Origin of the sequence: Mesorhizobium sp. B4-1-4 (genome assembly GCF_006439395.2) — a bacterium.
Taxonomy (GTDB): Bacteria; Pseudomonadota; Alphaproteobacteria; order Rhizobiales; family Rhizobiaceae; genus Mesorhizobium.
In genome coordinates, this window is the sequence record NZ_CP083950.1 from 1,088,113 (window position 1) to 1,102,694 (window position 14,582).

General features: G+C 61.8%; 17 protein-coding genes. 14 read left to right on the forward strand and 3 right to left on the reverse strand.

Annotated elements, in window-relative coordinates:
• The first annotated feature begins 244 nt into the window (after positions 1-244).
• On the forward strand, positions 245-1,756 hold the full coding sequence (locus FJW03_RS05010; RefSeq protein WP_140765659.1) for a leucyl aminopeptidase: 1,512 nt from the start codon (positions 245-247) through the stop codon (positions 1,754-1,756).
• A 9-nt stretch (positions 1,757-1,765) separates the two neighbouring features.
• Entirely contained in the window at positions 1,766-2,215 is a 450-nt protein-coding gene (locus FJW03_RS05015; RefSeq protein ID WP_140765552.1) for a DNA polymerase III subunit chi, read from the forward strand.
• 61 nt (positions 2,216-2,276) lie between these two features.
• Here FJW03_RS05015 and FJW03_RS05020 read toward each other — a convergent pair whose 3' ends face one another.
• On the reverse strand, positions 2,277-2,747 hold the full coding sequence (locus FJW03_RS05020) for a carboxymuconolactone decarboxylase family protein (protein WP_140610825.1): 471 nt from the start codon (positions 2,745-2,747) through the stop codon (positions 2,277-2,279).
• A 135-nt stretch (positions 2,748-2,882) separates the two neighbouring features.
• Here FJW03_RS05020 and FJW03_RS05025 point away from each other — a divergent pair, with 135 nt between their 5' ends.
• The 4 genes from FJW03_RS05025 to FJW03_RS05040 all read left to right on the forward strand — a co-directional run bounded on the left by FJW03_RS05025 (position 2,883) and on the right by FJW03_RS05040 (position 5,592).
• Positions 2,883-3,509, forward strand: a complete 627-nt coding sequence (locus FJW03_RS05025; protein WP_226890589.1) for a TetR/AcrR family transcriptional regulator — start codon at positions 2,883-2,885, stop codon at positions 3,507-3,509.
• A 16-nt stretch (positions 3,510-3,525) separates the two neighbouring features.
• The gene (locus FJW03_RS05030) at positions 3,526-4,131 is read left to right on the forward strand and encodes a hypothetical protein (protein WP_140765556.1); all 606 of its coding nucleotides are present in this window, start codon (positions 3,526-3,528) and stop codon (positions 4,129-4,131) included.
• Positions 4,128-4,982: a 23S rRNA (adenine(2030)-N(6))-methyltransferase RlmJ gene (locus tag FJW03_RS05035; protein WP_140765558.1), complete on the forward strand. Its 855-nt coding sequence runs from the start codon at positions 4,128-4,130 to the stop codon at positions 4,980-4,982. Before FJW03_RS05030 ends, FJW03_RS05035 begins: the two co-directional genes overlap by 4 nt.
• Before the next feature lie 154 nt (positions 4,983-5,136).
• A complete protein-coding gene (locus tag FJW03_RS05040) occupies positions 5,137-5,592 on the forward strand; it encodes a hypothetical protein (RefSeq protein ID WP_140765560.1) in 456 nt (151 codons plus the stop codon).
• Between the two features lie 179 nt (positions 5,593-5,771).
• Here FJW03_RS05040 and FJW03_RS05045 read toward each other — a convergent pair whose 3' ends face one another.
• Entirely contained in the window at positions 5,772-6,083 is a 312-nt protein-coding gene (locus FJW03_RS05045; RefSeq protein WP_140765562.1) for a transcriptional regulator, read from the reverse strand.
• Between the two features lie 546 nt (positions 6,084-6,629).
• On the opposite strand from FJW03_RS05045, the gene FJW03_RS05050 reads away from it, so the two are divergent.
• Both FJW03_RS05050 and FJW03_RS05055 read left to right on the forward strand, forming a co-directional pair.
• Positions 6,630-7,109: a histone gene (locus tag FJW03_RS05050; protein WP_140765564.1), complete on the forward strand. Its 480-nt coding sequence runs from the start codon at positions 6,630-6,632 to the stop codon at positions 7,107-7,109.
• 424 nt (positions 7,110-7,533) lie between these two features.
• The gene (locus tag FJW03_RS05055) at positions 7,534-8,130 is read left to right on the forward strand and encodes a glutathione S-transferase family protein (protein ID WP_140765566.1); all 597 of its coding nucleotides are present in this window, start codon (positions 7,534-7,536) and stop codon (positions 8,128-8,130) included.
• Between the two features lie 63 nt (positions 8,131-8,193).
• Here the strand turns inward: FJW03_RS05055 and FJW03_RS05060 are convergent, their stop codons facing one another.
• Positions 8,194-8,853, reverse strand: a complete 660-nt coding sequence (locus tag FJW03_RS05060) for an outer membrane protein (RefSeq protein WP_140765568.1) — start codon at positions 8,851-8,853, stop codon at positions 8,194-8,196.
• A 413-nt stretch (positions 8,854-9,266) separates the two neighbouring features.
• Between FJW03_RS05060 and FJW03_RS05065 the strand changes: the two genes are divergently transcribed.
• The 6 genes from FJW03_RS05065 (at position 9,267) to FJW03_RS05090 (ending at position 14,509) form a co-directional block, all read left to right on the forward strand.
• The gene (locus FJW03_RS05065; RefSeq protein ID WP_140765570.1) at positions 9,267-10,028 is read left to right on the forward strand and encodes an SDR family oxidoreductase; all 762 of its coding nucleotides are present in this window, start codon (positions 9,267-9,269) and stop codon (positions 10,026-10,028) included.
• The gene (gene uvrC / locus FJW03_RS05070) at positions 10,025-12,091 is read left to right on the forward strand and encodes an excinuclease ABC subunit UvrC (protein WP_140765572.1); all 2,067 of its coding nucleotides are present in this window, start codon (positions 10,025-10,027) and stop codon (positions 12,089-12,091) included. Before FJW03_RS05065 ends, uvrC begins: the two co-directional genes overlap by 4 nt.
• Positions 12,092-12,295: 204 nt before the next feature.
• Positions 12,296-12,892 (forward strand): CDP-diacylglycerol--glycerol-3-phosphate 3-phosphatidyltransferase, encoded by a 597-nt coding sequence (pgsA, locus tag FJW03_RS05075; protein ID WP_027026303.1) that lies wholly within the window; start codon positions 12,296-12,298, stop codon positions 12,890-12,892.
• A gap of 1 nt (position 12,893) precedes the next feature.
• Positions 12,894-13,151 (forward strand): molybdopterin converting factor subunit 1, encoded by a 258-nt coding sequence (gene moaD, locus FJW03_RS05080; protein WP_140610815.1) that lies wholly within the window; start codon positions 12,894-12,896, stop codon positions 13,149-13,151.
• A 3-nt stretch (positions 13,152-13,154) separates the two neighbouring features.
• Positions 13,155-13,631, forward strand: a complete 477-nt coding sequence (locus tag FJW03_RS05085) for a molybdenum cofactor biosynthesis protein MoaE (RefSeq protein ID WP_140610814.1) — start codon at positions 13,155-13,157, stop codon at positions 13,629-13,631.
• A 113-nt stretch (positions 13,632-13,744) separates the two neighbouring features.
• Complete coding sequence (locus tag FJW03_RS05090) at positions 13,745-14,509, forward strand: YbaY family lipoprotein (RefSeq protein WP_140765574.1); 765 nt, start codon at positions 13,745-13,747, stop codon at positions 14,507-14,509.
• Positions 14,510-14,582: the final 73 nt, after the last annotated feature.

The following is a 14,582-nucleotide window of genomic DNA, read 5'->3' on the forward strand; positions in this document are numbered from 1 at the left end:
CACGTCGCTTGCCGCAGTGGACCGGAGTGTCGGCGGGAATGGATAAGAAAGGGCGAACATCGATGGTTAACAACAAGTTGCGGCATAAAGCGGGCCGTGCCGCGACGAATCGCCATCGATTCCGTGTGTCATATGGGTAGCCATTTTGGCAAAGTCTTGCCAAATGCCGGAAAACGACCAAATGTCGCGGATCGCTTCAAACCGCTTCGTGCAATTTCACGCAATCCCCCGAAAGCAGGACATGATGAACCCGAGACCGTCGATCGCCTTTGCAAAATTCGCCGCGCCTCAGGCGGCGGCGAACAGGAAGGGCACGGTCTTCGTGCTGTCGGCGGATGACGGTGGCCTGAGTGATGCGGCCAAGGCTTACGATCCCGGCAAGACGCTGGAACGCGCTTTCCCGGTCGCCGAGTTTAACGGGAAGTTCGCCGGCGTCGTCGAAATGCTGGCGCCGGAAGGAACATCGCTCGACAGGCTAGTCGCGATCGGCGCCGGCAAGACGTCGGGGCTTGACGAATATGCATGGTTGAAGCTCGGCGGCACCATTGCGGCGTCGCTGCGCAAGGCAACCGATGTGGCGGTGGTGCTGGACCTCGTCGGGGCCTCGCCCAATGGCAAGGACGCCGCCGCCCTCGCGGCGGGTATTCTCCTGCGCAGCTATTCCTTCGACAAGTACAAGACCAGAAAGGACAAGGACGACGCAAAGTCCGATCCGAAGAAGCCGATCAAGGTCACAATCCACACCGCCGACCCGGCGGGCGCCAGGAAGGCGTTCACAGATGCCGAGGCCGTGATCGATGGCGTGCTTCTGGCGCGCGACCTTGTCAACGAACCGGCCAACGCGCTGGGGCCCGTCGAGTTCGCCGCCCGCGCCAAGGAACTCGAGGCGATCGGCGTCAAGGTCGAGATCCTGACCGAGAAGGAGATGAAGAAGCTCGGCATGGGCTCGCTGCTCGGTGTCGCGCAGGGCTCCCCCCGCGGCGCCCGAATGGCCGTCATGCAGTGGAACGGCGGCAAACCCAAGGACAACCCCGTCGCCTTCGTCGGCAAGGGCGTCACCTTCGACACCGGCGGCAATTCGATGAAACCGGCGTCGGGCATGGAGGACATGAAGGGCGACATGGGTGGCGCCGCGGCCGTAACAGGGCTGATGCATGCCTTGGCCGCGCGCAAGGCAAAGGCCAATGTCGTCGGCATTATCGGGCTGGTGGAAAATGCCGTCGACGGCCACGCGCAGCGTCCTGGCGACATCGTCACCTCGATGTCGGGACAGACCATCGAGGTGCTCAACACCGACGCCGAAGGGCGCCTCGTGCTGGCCGATGCGCTCTGGTACTGCAACGACCGCTTCCAGCCGAAGTTCATGGTCAATCTGGCGACGCTGACCGGTGCCATCATGGTCGCGCTCGGTCAGAATTATGCCGGCCTGTTCTCCAACAATGACGAACTGTCGGAGAGGCTGGTGGCAGCGGGACAGTCGACGCAGGAGCGCCTGTGGCGCATGCCGCTTGGCGCCGAATACGACAAGCTGATCGATTCCAAGAACGCCGACATGAAGAACATCGGCGGCCGCTACGGCGGTGCCATCATCGCCGCGCAGTTCCTGCAGCGCTTCGTCAAGGACACGGCCTGGGCGCATCTCGACATCGCCGGCACGGCGATGGGCTCGCCGTCGAACGAGATCAACCAGTCCTGGGGGTCAGGCTTCGGCGTGCGGCTGCTCGATCGGCTGGTGCGTGACCATTACGAGAGCTGACCTCGATCCATGGCCGAGGTGCTGTTCTATCATCTGACAGAATCGACGCTGGAGGATGCGCTGCCAGGTCTGCTGGAGCGCAGCATCGATCGTGGCTGGCACGCCGTGGTGCAGACCGGCACCGAGGAACGGCGCGACGCGCTAGACCAGCATCTGTGGACATTTCGCGATGATTCCTTCCTCGCCCATGCCAGCGATCGCGAAGCCTATCCCGCTGAGCAGCCGATCCTGTTGACCACCGGCGAAGCCAACCCGAACGCGGCGCAGATACGTTTCCTGGTCGACGGGGCCACGCCGCCGGATCTCGGCGGCTACGAGCGCGCCGTGTTCCTGTTCGACGGCCATGATGCCGCCCAGGTCGAGGCGGCCCGGGGGCACTGGAAGGCGATGAAGGACGCCGGCCATGCCGTGACCTACTGGCAGCAGACGCCCGATCGCCGCTGGGAGCGCAAGGCCTAGGCACGTCACGTGATGATGCAGAGGCCCGCCGATGGCCGGCCTCTGCATGTTGCCGGTGGACTTACTGCCCAGCCATTTCCTTCTTGAATGTGTCGAAATCGATCTGCATGCCATTGAAGATGGTGCTCCAGTGGCGGGTCAGCGCCGCCATCGCCACGGCTTCCTGGATTTCCTCATCGGTGGCGCCGGCGCGCTTGGCATCCTGCGTGTCCGACCAGATGCAATAGTTACACGGAATCTGCGCCGCCACCGCCAGCGAAATCAGCGACTTGACCTTTGGCGGCAGTGCCGTCTTGTCGCTAAGTTCGATGGCCTTGACCTCGGCCCAGGCACCGGGCAGACCGGCTTTGGGAAACTGTTTCACAAAGCTTGGCACACCGCCCATGGTCGATTGGATGTCCTTGATGGTTGCATCATATTCATCGGCATGGGCCGGCGCTGCTCCGAGCGACAGGACGCAGGCCGCGGTGGTGAAAAGGAACGCACGGCGGATGGAAGATTGCACGGATTCGGCGATGCGACGGTTCGACATGGTTTTCTCCTCTGGTCTTTTCTAGCCTTACGATGTAAGGTGCGCGGAAGATGAGCCTTACAGTGTAAGTTGTCAAGCGACGCCATGGACTCAGAGATCAAAAAAAAGCGAACCCGCGGTCGGTTGTCCCGCGAGATGATTGAGGACGCCGCCTTCGAGGTGATCGAGCGGGAGGGGTTCGCCGGCTTTTCGACGCGCAAACTGGCGGCGGCGCTCGGCTGCGAGGCGATGAGCATCTATCATCACTTTCCGTCCATGGCGCATCTGTTCGAGGCGATGGTCGACAGGCTGGTCGGCCCGCTGGAGATGCCGGATCCTGGCTTGCCGTGGCGTCAACGGATGCGCATGGCCATATTGGATTATCGCCGGATCGGTCGCGAGCATCCGGCCTTCGCGACGTATTTCCTGACCTACCGCATGAATTCGCCCACTTGCCTTGCCTATCTTGACGGCGTCATCGGGCTGTTCAAGGACGGCGGCTTCGACCAGGAGGCGACGGCGAGGCTGTTCCGCGCGGTTGGCTATTATCTGACCGGCGCGGTGCTCGACGAAACAGCCGGGTACGCCAAGGGCCCATCGGCCGCCACCCCCGTCAGCAACGAGGAGCTTGGGCGTAATTTTCCCAATGTCGCCGCTGCCGGCCGTTACTTTGGCAAGGCGGAGTTCGACAAGACGTTCGAGCTTGGGCTCGATATGCTGCTGGATGAAATGGAACGCTTGCGCGATGGCGCCAAGGTAAGCCGGTTGTCCGGCAAGATCTGACTAGGTGACTGTCTGAATGCGCTTTCTGTTTGTCTTGGTCCTGCTGGCCGGCAAAGGCATCGGCCTCATCTATCCCTGGGCGATAACCAATTTTTCCGGCCGCGAGATCGGCGCCTGGAGGGTCTATGAGCAAGGCCGCTTCAAACCGTTGACCGTGCAGCTCTCGGGCAGCGACGCGCCGGTGCGGGTGCTGGTCGACCTGAGCGCGAGAGCCGAACGTATCGTTTCGCAGCAGCGCACGGCGTTGACGCTGACCGCCGCCGCCAATGGCCGCACGGTGCTCGCCTCGACGCCGCAATTCAACCACGTGGACAATCCGCGCCAGGCCAGCCCGCAATTGCCCGACAAGATCTTTCGCGACGAGGCTGGCCTGATTTCGACCGTCGGCCCCGGTCCCTACGTCTTCACCGTCGGGCCGGGCGATGTCGACGATATACCGATGCGGGCTGTCGATCTTGTCTTGCGCTCCGGTGCGGGCGAAGCCGACAGCGCGCGGCCGATCGGTTTATCCCTGACGGCGCTTGGCTTGATCGGTTTCCTGCCGTCCTTGCGTTTCGATTGCGGCCGGCCGAAAGATCCAAACTCGCAACCGCCGCCGCGCTGGGGCAGGGGAGCTTCATGAACTACCGCCACGCCTATCACGCCGGCAATTTCGCTGACGTCGTCAAGCATGTCGTGCTGACGCGTCTGCTCGAATATCTGAAGCAGAAGGACAAGGCGTTTCGCGTCATCGACACCCATGCCGGCATCGGCCGCTACGACCTGTCATCACCCGAAGCGCAAAAGACAGGCGAGTGGCAGGGCGGCATCGGCCGGCTGATCGACGCCTCGTTCGATGCCAAGGTGGCGGCGCTGTTGGCGCCTTATCTCGGCACGGTGCGGTCGCTCAATCCCGAGGGCGGTGTGAAGAAGTATCCGGGTTCGCCGCTGCTCGCACGCAATCTCCTGCGCAAGCAGGATCGATTGTCGGCGATCGAGTTGCACCCAAAAGACGCGGTGAAGCTGAAGGCGGAATTCGCCGACGATTTCCAGACACGGGTGATAGAACTTGATGGCTGGCTGGCGCTGGGCGCGCATTTGCCGCCGAAGGAGAAGCGCGGGCTGGTGCTCGTCGATCCGCCCTTCGAGGAGGAGGGCGAGTTCGGCCGCCTCGTCGACGGGCTGGTCAAGGCGTACAGGCGCTGGCCTGGCGGCATCTATGCGCTGTGGTATCCGATCAAGGACCGTAAGGCGATCATCGCCTTCAGGAAAGCGCTGAAGCAATCCGGCATCCCGAAAATTCTTGACATAGAATTCGAGATCAGGCCGGCTTCGTCGGAGCCCAGCCTCGACGGCAGCGGCATGGTGGTGGTCAATCCGCCCTTCACACTGGAAGGCGAATTGCGAACCGTGCTGCCGGCATTGCACGGATTACTCGCCGCGGAAAAGCCGGCGCACTGGTCGCTGGAATGGCTGGTCGGCGAGCAGACTTGATTTGGAACGGCCGTTTTGCGGTGCGTTGTCCTGGTGAACTTCGCTATTGTTGGCAATTCCAAGCGCCGATTTCTGGAAACCATTGTTTCGGCAACCGCTTGACCGGCGCCAAGCGAATCCGCACAGTACAGACAGTCGACCTTGAGAGGGTGCCATGACTCGCTTCGCCAAACCCGCACTTGCTGCCCTGATTTCGCTCTGCACCCCCTTTACCGCGCCTCTCGGCGTAACGCAGGCCGTTCACGCCGCCGATCTTGTTCGCATCTATTCCGAAGACGACGGCAGCGTCTGTGGTGAGTCATGGGTGCTGAGCAAGATCACTGACCGGTTCTCCTATCAGGTGCATCACGTGCCGCATCTGCCCGACGTCGCGATCACCGATTTTCACAACATTCACCAGCACCGATATCAGCTGGCGAGCGAGCAATGGCCGATCGGCCGTCACTATTGCCGGGCAACCGTCAGTCTGTCGGACGGCCGTGACCGGTCGATCTTCTATCTGATCGAGGAAGGCCAGGGCTTTGCCTCGATCGGCGACAACGTCGAATTCTGCGTCTCGGGCTTTGACCGCTGGATGGTCTACAACGGCCGCTGCCGCGTTCTGCGCTGAACGCGTCTCTTCCTCCGATGCTTTTCGCGCCTGCGACCTGAAGGGGTCGCAGGCGTTTTTGCGTCCTGCGTTGACTGAAGGTGCGATCGCACGCGCCGGGTCAATCGCTCGGCAGGTCATGATCGGCGCCGGCGTTGCCGTGGTCGTTGCACGATGGGAGCGTCCGCTCGGCCGTAGAGCTATTTCCTGCGTTGCGTCGCCTGGGCCTGATCGATGATCTTGCGAAGAAAGGCTATGTGACCGCGAAAGGCCCGCCGCCCAATCGTCGTTGCCTTGACCCGGGTCTGCGGACGCCGCCCGACGAAGAGCTTTTCAATTTCGACATAGCCTGCCCTCGCCAGCGTATCGAGGTGCGCGCCGAGATTCCCGTCGGTGGTTTCGATCATCGCCTTCAGCCGCGTGAATTCCAGCGCCTCGCGCCTTTCCAGCCTATTCAGGACAGCCATGATCCTGAGTCGTGTACTCTGGTGGATGATGTCGTCGGCGCTCATCTATGGGCTCCAATACAGCAAGGCTTTGAGCTTTCCCTCTTGGCTCGGCGATCTCGGGCAGCAGCGGTTGTGGAACGACATCGAAGCACGCTTAATTTTCAACAGAATACTCTATTATACAGAGTTATCTGTAGATTTCCAATTGGCAATGAAACGACGCTTGACAAGGTGATCTCCAGATAGGTCGTCGCATTGCGCTCGTGAGCTGCATCGATCGTCCAGCTGCAAAAGAAGATCGCCTCGATGAGGCTGCAGCTCATGGTGCTCGCGACCGAAGATCAATGCGCGAAACTATTCGCTAATCTTCGAAGGTTCACGGCGGGCTTGGTCCCGCAGCGCATCGAGAGTGTCGGTGTCAAATCGCTGGCGATATCCAAAGATGACGCCGCGTTTTTGCGATGATGAGTGCGATCGTGTGCCGATCGCAACCAAAATTTAAGCTGAGAGAATCATATCATTGCTTCGCTGGCTAGCGAGCCGCGAGTCAGATATGCATTGCGCGCCGGGGTCATTCACGGCCATCGGCATAACGTGAAGGGGCATGACATGGCTAAGCAGTCATCTAAAGCGCCGGCATCCAAGACACCGGCAAAGAAAGCACCCGCAAAAGCAGTCGCGGCGAAGGCCGCAACGGCAGTGAAGAAAGCAGCGCCCGCCGCCAAGCCGAAGGCAGCCGCGGCCAAGGCTCCGGCAAAGAAACCCGCAGCCGCGGCGAAGGCTGCTGTGAAGCCGGCGCCGAAGAAAGCAGCGCCAGCGAAGGCAGCGGCAAAGCCGGCAGCGAAGGCCGCGGCAAAGCCGGCGGCAAAAGCAGCTCCAGCGAAGAAACCGGCAGCGGCGAAGGCGGCGGCAAAGCCCGCAGCCAAGAAGGCGGCACCCGCCAAGGCGGCGGCAAAGCCGGTCGCGAAGGCCGCGGCAAAGCCGGCTGCGAAAGCCGCCGCCGCCGCGACCAAGCCGGCGGTGAAGAAAGCGGCCGCGCCGAAGGCCAAGGCAGCGCCTGCGAAGGCGAAAGCTCCGGCTAGGAAGTAGACCGAGCCGTTGGGGCGTCGCGCGTCCTTCGGACACGGCAAGGACGCTCTGACGCTCTGGATCGAAGCATATTCGGCAGTTGGTTCAGCTCTTGGGCTGAACGTCGGAAGGGACCGAGGGGCAAGCAAAGCGAGGCGCCGTTTGGCTGCCTCGCTCGCCCGATTCAATTGTCTGGTTGCAGCGGTCGGCGGAGATTCCCCCTGGGGGCAATGCCTGAATCCGTGAAGCGTGAAATGCAGGTTCAAAATCCTGTCAGCCTGCTCGTCGTCACTTGCTCGTGTCTCCAGCGTACCGGTCTGTAGGCTTGTCGTGATGTCTGGTCGGAAGCCGCAATCGGTTTCTGGCAGCTGTTTTTTGCGCTCTGCCGGTTGATCACGAGTGCCCGTCCAGTCAACACTGGACGCCTGCAAACAGGAAACCGATCATGCCGAAGCTGCTCTACGCCTCCTCCTCTCCCTACAGCTCCAAGGTAAGGATGGCCGCGGCCTATGCCGGAATCGCCATCGAGCACGTGCCGGTCAAGACCGAGGACAGGCCAGCCGAATTGATCGGTGCCAATCCACTCGGCAAGATCCCGGTGCTGGTGCTCGACGACGGCCGCTCGGTTCATGACAGTCGTGCCATCACCCAGCACCTCAACCGGATTTCGAAGAACGCGCTGTTTCCGCGCAATCCCGACAAGCGGCTGGAGGCGGAAGTACTGGAGGCGCTGGCCGATGGCATCTGCGATTGCGCGCTGTCGATGGTCTATGAGCGCCGCACCCGGCCTGAAGAAATGGTCTATCAGCCCTGGCTCGACCGCCAATGGGCGAAGATCAGCGCCGCACTCGATCTGCTCAATGCCAATCCGCCTAAACTGCCGAAGAAGATCACCGCCGGCCAGATCGCGTTGCGCGCCTGCCTTGGCTACCTCGCGCTGCGCTTCGCCGGTAAATGGGAAAAGGGCCGTGGCCGACTGACGCGTTGGGCGGCGCGTTTCGACGAGAAATTTCCGGAACTGAAGCCCCTCAATCCGGCGTGAGGCCGCCGCCATAAAAAAAGCCGGGCGCGAGGCCCGGCTTTTTCGTGTCGTGGCTTGGACGACTTAGAACTTCATACCGACGCCGAAGGTGACGCGGTTGTCGGTCGCCTTGACCTTGCCGATACCACCACCGAAGTCCTTGCTGCCGAAATCGGTGTAGCGATACTCGACGCGGCCGAACACATTGTCGGTCAGCTTGATATCGGTGCCGAGACCCGCGGTCCAGCCGATCATGGTGGCGGTGTCGCTGGCGGGAATGACGGAGTCCTCTACCTTCAGGCTTCTGCCGGCGAGACCGCCGGTGCCGTAGAGCAGGATTTCCGGGGTCACCGCGTAGCCGAGACGAGCACGCAGCGAGCCTTCGAAGCCGCCCTTCGAGTGGATGCCGTTGTCGTCGCCCTTGACGCCGTTGTAGCCGAGCTCGGCTTCACCGCCGTAGACGAAGTTCTCCTGCTGCCACTGATAGCCGCCGAAGACGCTGCCGACGAAACCCTTGGTATCGGTCGAAACGCCGAAATCCTTCTCCTTGGTACGGCCGCTGAAGCCATAGCCAACATTGATACCGGCATAGGGGCCGGCCCACGAAGCGACAGGAAGTTCAGCAACCGGGGCGGGTGCCGGCGGCTCTTCCCGGACGACGTCCGCGGCATAGGCGGTACCACCGAGGGCAAAGAGCCCGAGCGCAACAGCCAGCGGCCGTGCGAATTTAAGATTGGCTTGCATTCTTCTTTACTCCTTAAGCCACAGGACACAGGCTTGTTTCTCACGATCGCCATCGACCCGCCCGGGGGGTGAAACGGATCTGGCGTTCGTCGGTTCCAAATGTCGTGTCAAAATGCGGCTGAACCGAACCTGAACTTGGGTCATTACCCGGCACGAATGAGGCAGAAACTTGACGTTGCATCTTCGCAACAGCGAAATGTCAGCAATCGGAGGGCGTTACGCTGCACACGGCTTGGTACAAGGAGTCCGGCATCCTATATTGGGCGGTGGCGGACTTTCGTCGAGAAGCGAGTCGAGAGCCCGTCCAGCCGTTTCGCCACAATGCTGCCCCAGGTGCGAACGCCATTTAACAGATGACAGGCCATATTTTGCCGGCACCGTCTTTTCGTGCCGAAACCGAGGATTGACACACGATGAGCAATGCCACCGCGGCACTGGTGACCGGCGGGGCGAAACGGATCGGCAAGGCGATCGTTGAAGATCTCGCTGGCCATGGCTTTGCGGTCGCCATCCATTCCAATCGCTCGCATGACGAGGCGGATGCATTGGCGGCGCGGATCAACAAGGCAGGCGGCAGGGCCGTGGCGGTCGGCGCCGATCTAACCGACATGGCCGATGTGGCCGGCCTGATCGGCCGGGCTCGGGCAGCGCTCGGGCCGATCTCGCTTTTGGTCAACAATGCTTCCCTCTTCGTCGATGACTCGGTCGAGGATTTTGACTGGCAGTCCTGGGACCGCCATTTCGCCATCCATGTCAAAGCGCCGGCGCTGTTGGCGCAGAGCTTCGTCCGGTCCTTGCCGGATGGACAGGAAGGGCTGATCGTCAACATCATCGACCAGCGCGTCTGGCGGCCGACACCGCGCTATTTCTCTTATGCGCTTTCGAAATCGGCGCTGTGGACGCAGACCGAGATGTTGGCCCAGGCGCTCGGTCCGCGAATCCGTGTTAATGCGATCGGTCCAGGCCCGACGCTTAAGAATCAGCGTCAGAATGATTCTGATTTTGACGTACAGGTCGCTGGCCTGATTCTGAAGCGCGGCCCGGAATTGCCGGAATTCGGCGCCACCATTCGCTATCTCTGGGAGGCGCGCTCAGTTACCGGCCAGATGATCGCGCTCGATGGCGGCCAGCATCTTGCATGGCAGACGCCCGATGTGACAGGCATGACGGAATGAGTCCCTTGGATACCAAGAACAAGGCGCGCGCTGGCGCCGATGACCTTCCTCCCGAAATCGACATCGAGGATGAGGCACTCGAGGAGATCGTCGAAACGGCGGGCCCCGATGTTGCCTTCACCGCCATCGACTGGACACCGCATGCCGGCGATACCGAGGGCCAGGTCGGCGCCGAGGTCATCCAGACCCTGGTCAAGCGGCTGCCAAATGCGCCCGGTGTCTATCGCATGATGAATGCCACCGGCGACGTTCTCTATGTCGGCAAGGCGCGCAGCCTGAAGAAACGCGTCACCAACTACGCGCAAGGGCGCTTCCACACCGCCCGGATCGGCCGCATGGTGCGCGAGACCGCGACGATGGAGTTCGTCGTTACCCGCACCGAGATCGAAGCGCTGCTGCTTGAAGCCAATCTTATCAAGCGGTTGCGGCCGCGATTCAATGTGCTGATGCGGGACGACAAGTCGTTCCCCTATATTCTTCTGACCGGTGATCATGTGTCGCCCGGAATCTACAAGCATCGCGGGGCGCGATCGCGAAAAGGCGACTATTTCGGTCCGTTTGCTTCGGCCGGTGCCGTCGGCCGCACCATCAATTCGCTGCAGCGCGCCTTCCTGCTGCGCAGCTGCACCAACTCGTTCTACGAGAACCGCACGCGACCTTGCCTGCTCTATCAGATCAAGCGTTGCGCCGGCCCCTGCACGGGCGAAATCTCGCATGAGGGCTATGCTGAGCTCGTCGCCGAAGCGAAGGACTTTCTCTCGGGCCGCAGCCAGAAGGTGAAGACCGAGATTTCGGCCGCCATGCAGCAGGCATCGCAAGACCTCGATTTCGAGCGCGCCGCAATCTATCGCGACCGGCTGGCCGCACTGTCACATGTGCAGAGCCATCAGGGCATCAACCCAGCGACCGTCGATGAGGCCGATGTCTTCGCCATCCATCAGGAAGGGGGGCAGACCTGTATCCAGGTGTTCTTCTTCCGCACCGGACAGAACTGGGGCAACCGCGCCTATTTCCCCAAGGCCGATCCCGCGCTGGAGGGATCAGAAGTGTTGGGCTCGTTCCTGGCGCAGTTTTACGACGACAAGCCGACGCCACGCGCCATTCTGCTGTCGCACGGGGTCGAGGACCAGGAATTGCTGGCCGAGGCGCTTTCCACCCGCGCCGGCCGCAAGGTGGCCATCTCGGTGCCGCAGCGCGGCGAGAAAAAGGACCTGACCGACAATGCCTTGCAGAATGCGCGTGAGGCGCTTGGCAGGCGGCTGGCCGAAACCTCGACGCAAGGCCGGCTGCTTGCCGGTTTCGCCGAGACGTTCGGCCTGGCCAAGCCGCCCGTGCGCATCGAAGTCTATGACAATTCGCACATCATGGGCACCAACGCCGTTGGCGCCATGGTCGTCGCCGGGCCGGAAGGTTTTGTGAAAAACCAGTACCGGAAATTCAACATCCGCTCGACCGAGATCACGCCCGGCGACGATTTCGGCATGATGCGCGAGGTGATGGAGCGGCGCTTTTCGCGGCTGCTCAAGGAACATGGTGATGCCGTGGCCGACAACGCTGCCGCCGACGAAGCGGGCGACGACATTGAGGAGGACATCTCCGGCAGCTTCCCGGCCTGGCCCGACGTCATCCTGATCGACGGCGGTCAGGGCCAGATGACGGCGGTGCGCAAGATCCTCTCGGATCTCGGCATAGAAGACCGCGTCATGGCCATCGGCATCGCCAAGGGACAGGACCGCGACGCCGGCCGCGAGCGCTTCTTCGTCAAGGGCAGGGATTCGTTCTCGCTGCCGGTTCGCGACCCCGTGCTCTATTTCGTCCAGCGGCTGCGCGACGAGGTTCACCGTTTCGCCATCGGCTCGCACCGGGCCCGCCGCAAAAAGGAAATGGTCAAGAGTCCGCTCGACGAGATCTCCGGTATCGGCCCCGGCCGCAAGCGCGCCCTCCTGCTGCATTTCGGCACCGCAAAGGCGGTCAGCCGCGCCGCGATCGAGGATCTGAGGAAGGTCGACGGCATTTCCGAGCAGGTGGCGAGGCTGGTCTATAATCACTTCCATGAGAGCTGATGCATGTCACCCGAATGTGCATGGTTGTTTTGGCACAGCGACATGTATGAAGGGGAAGAACGCACGTCTTTCCGAAATGGAGTGCGGTTTTAGGACAGCGTGTGAGGTTTCCCGTTATTTTCGGCTGGCCAATCGATTTTGGCCTGTTGACCCCCCACATTCGCATCTGATTTGAGTACGCAGGCAGAAAGAGTCCTTGAAGACATGGCCCAGCGCGCATTCAACCTGCCTAACATACTCACCTACGCCCGCATTATCGCGGTGCCGTTGGTCGTGCTGTGTTTTTTCCTCGAAGGTCATCTGAAATCCAGCGACTTCGCCCGCTGGTCGGCACTGATCATTTTCCTGCTGGCATCGGTCACCGATTATTTCGACGGCTATTTTGCGCGCGCCTGGCAGCAGACCTCCAACATCGGCAAGATGCTCGATCCGATCGCCGACAAACTACTGGTCGCCACGTGCCTTTTGCTGCTGGCGGCGGATACCGATCGTCATGCCGGCATCGCCGGCTGGTCGCTCTGGGCGGCAATCATCATCCTATGCCGCGAGATCCTGGTTTCTGGCCTGCGCGAATATCTGGCGGCGCTCAAGGTCTCGGTGCCGGTGACGCAGCTTGCCAAATGGAAGACCACCATCCAGATGGTCGCTATCGCCTTCCTGCTGGCCGGCCCGGCCGGCGACAAGATCTTTCCCCTGACCACGCAGACCGGCCTTGTGCTCCTGTGGATCGCGGCACTCGTTACGCTCTACACCGGGTACGATTATTTCCGCGCCGGCCTCAAGCACATCATGGACGAGTAAGATGACGACCCGCCTCATCTATTTCGCCTGGGTTCGCGAGCGGATCGGCACATCGGAGGAAGATGTCGAATTGCCCGTCGGCATTGAGACGGTCGCCGACCTCCTGCGCTGGCTGCAATCGCGCGGCGAGGGCTATGAGCATGCGCTGCAATATCCCGACGTGATCCGTGTTGCCATCAACCAGGAACATGTCGACCACCACGAGAAGATATCCGGCGCGCGCGAGATCGCCCTGTTTCCGCCAATGACGGGAGGCTGACTCATGTCGGCCGTTCTGGCGCCGACCGTGCGCATCCAGCGCCAGGATTTCGACGTCGCCGCCGAGATCGCCGGGCTCACGCAAGGCCGCGCCGACATTGGTGCCGTGGTCACCTTTTCCGGCCTCTGCCGGGACGAGCAGGGCGCGCTAGCGGCGCTTGAACTGGAGCACTATCCCGGCATGGCGGAGGCCGAGATCGGCCGCATCGCCACCGAGGCGGTTCAGCGCTGGCCGCTGCAGGGCCTCACGGTCATCCACCGCCATGGCAAGATCGCGCCGGGTGAGAATATCGTGCTGGTGGTTGCCGCCTCGGCGCACCGCCAGGCCGCATTCGAAGCGGCGAACTTCCTGATGGACTATCTGAAATCGCGTGCTCCCTTCTGGAAGAAGGAGCATCGTGTTGACGGTTCGGAGGGTGGCTGGGTCGAGGCCAAGCAAACCGACGTCAAGGCCGCGCAGCGCTGGAAATCACCAGAATAAAATCCCGCCGCAGCCATGCATTGACCGCAATCCTTTGGCCAATTCAACGACCGTTGGTCGGCCCGGGCATCGGCAGCCCGGAGCATTGGCAGCCCGTGGCAAGGGAGATGGTCATGCTGGACAGGCTCGCGGAGTTCTTCGTCTTCGGCTTTGTGCCGCTGGTCGTCGGCATCCTGGCGGTGCCTGAACTCTCCTTGGCCGCCGAAAAGGCGGTGCGGGGCGAGGTGATCTATCGCGAGCGCATCGCCTTGCCGCCCAGTGCCGTGCTCTCCGTCCAGCTTGCCGATGTCTCGCTGGCCGACGCGCCGGCCAGGATCATCGGCGAACAGAAGATCAAACCTGCCGGTCAGGTGCCGATCAGCTTCGAGATCAAATTCGACCCTTCTACCATCCGGCCACAGATGACCTACGCCCTGCGGGCCCGCATCACCGTTGACGGCAGGCTGATGTTCATTTCCGATGTGCGCCACCAGCTCGATCCGCTGACCGACGTGCCCCAGACCATCATGCTCAAGATGGTCGCGCCGAGTGGCGAGCCGGCGGCTTCCGTCTTTGATCAGCTTTGGGTGGTCGACTATGTCGACGGCGTCGGCGCCATCACCGGGCCGCAGGTGACGTTCAAGGTCAGCGAGGCCGGCAAGGCCGGCGGCAGCGGCCCATGCAACAGCTATTTCGCCACAGCGAAGGTCGATGGCCAGGCAATCGCGATCAGCGGCATCGGGTCGACCTACAAGGCCTGCGCGCCCGATGTGATGGCCGAGGAAAAGGCGTTGTTCGATGCGTTGGCCAAGGCGGCGTCATACAAGGTCGATGCCGGAAAGCTCGCCATCGCCGACAAGGACGGACGCGAAATCCTGCGCTTCAGCGCTGCAAGCTGAGTTCTCACTTTTTGCCAGTACGAACTCATAAAAGATGCGCCGGGGAGCTTCAGACGATATCCCTATACGAAAA

Excerpts from the sequence above, each read along its gene's own strand:
- FJW03_RS05040 (WP_140765560.1), top strand. The coding sequence starts at position 5,137 with ATGACTCGCTTCGCCAAACCCGCACTTGCTGCCCTGATTTCGCTCTGC.
- FJW03_RS05030 (WP_140765556.1), top strand. The coding sequence starts at position 3,526 with ATGCGCTTTCTGTTTGTCTTGGTCCTGCTGGCCGGCAAAGGCATCGGC.
- FJW03_RS05015 (WP_140765552.1), top strand. The coding sequence starts at position 1,766 with ATGGCCGAGGTGCTGTTCTATCATCTGACAGAATCGACGCTGGAGGAT.
- FJW03_RS05020 (WP_140610825.1), bottom strand. The coding sequence starts at position 2,747 with ATGTCGAACCGTCGCATCGCCGAATCCGTGCAATCTTCCATCCGCCGT.
- uvrC (WP_140765572.1), top strand. The coding sequence starts at position 10,025 with ATGAGTCCCTTGGATACCAAGAACAAGGCGCGCGCTGGCGCCGATGAC.
- FJW03_RS05085 (WP_140610814.1), top strand. The coding sequence starts at position 13,155 with ATGTCGGCCGTTCTGGCGCCGACCGTGCGCATCCAGCGCCAGGATTTC.
- pgsA (WP_027026303.1), top strand. The coding sequence starts at position 12,296 with ATGGCCCAGCGCGCATTCAACCTGCCTAACATACTCACCTACGCCCGC.
- FJW03_RS05050 (WP_140765564.1), top strand. The coding sequence starts at position 6,630 with ATGGCTAAGCAGTCATCTAAAGCGCCGGCATCCAAGACACCGGCAAAG.
- FJW03_RS05035 (WP_140765558.1), top strand. The coding sequence starts at position 4,128 with ATGAACTACCGCCACGCCTATCACGCCGGCAATTTCGCTGACGTCGTC.
- FJW03_RS05060 (WP_140765568.1), bottom strand. The coding sequence starts at position 8,853 with ATGCAAGCCAATCTTAAATTCGCACGGCCGCTGGCTGTTGCGCTCGGG.
- FJW03_RS05025 (WP_226890589.1), top strand. The coding sequence starts at position 2,883 with ATGATTGAGGACGCCGCCTTCGAGGTGATCGAGCGGGAGGGGTTCGCC.
- moaD (WP_140610815.1), top strand. The coding sequence starts at position 12,894 with ATGACGACCCGCCTCATCTATTTCGCCTGGGTTCGCGAGCGGATCGGC.
- FJW03_RS05045 (WP_140765562.1), bottom strand. The coding sequence starts at position 6,083 with ATGAGCGCCGACGACATCATCCACCAGAGTACACGACTCAGGATCATG.
- FJW03_RS05090 (WP_140765574.1), top strand. The coding sequence starts at position 13,745 with ATGCTGGACAGGCTCGCGGAGTTCTTCGTCTTCGGCTTTGTGCCGCTG.
- FJW03_RS05055 (WP_140765566.1), top strand. The coding sequence starts at position 7,534 with ATGCCGAAGCTGCTCTACGCCTCCTCCTCTCCCTACAGCTCCAAGGTA.
- FJW03_RS05065 (WP_140765570.1), top strand. The coding sequence starts at position 9,267 with ATGAGCAATGCCACCGCGGCACTGGTGACCGGCGGGGCGAAACGGATC.
- FJW03_RS05010 (WP_140765659.1), top strand. The coding sequence starts at position 245 with ATGAACCCGAGACCGTCGATCGCCTTTGCAAAATTCGCCGCGCCTCAG.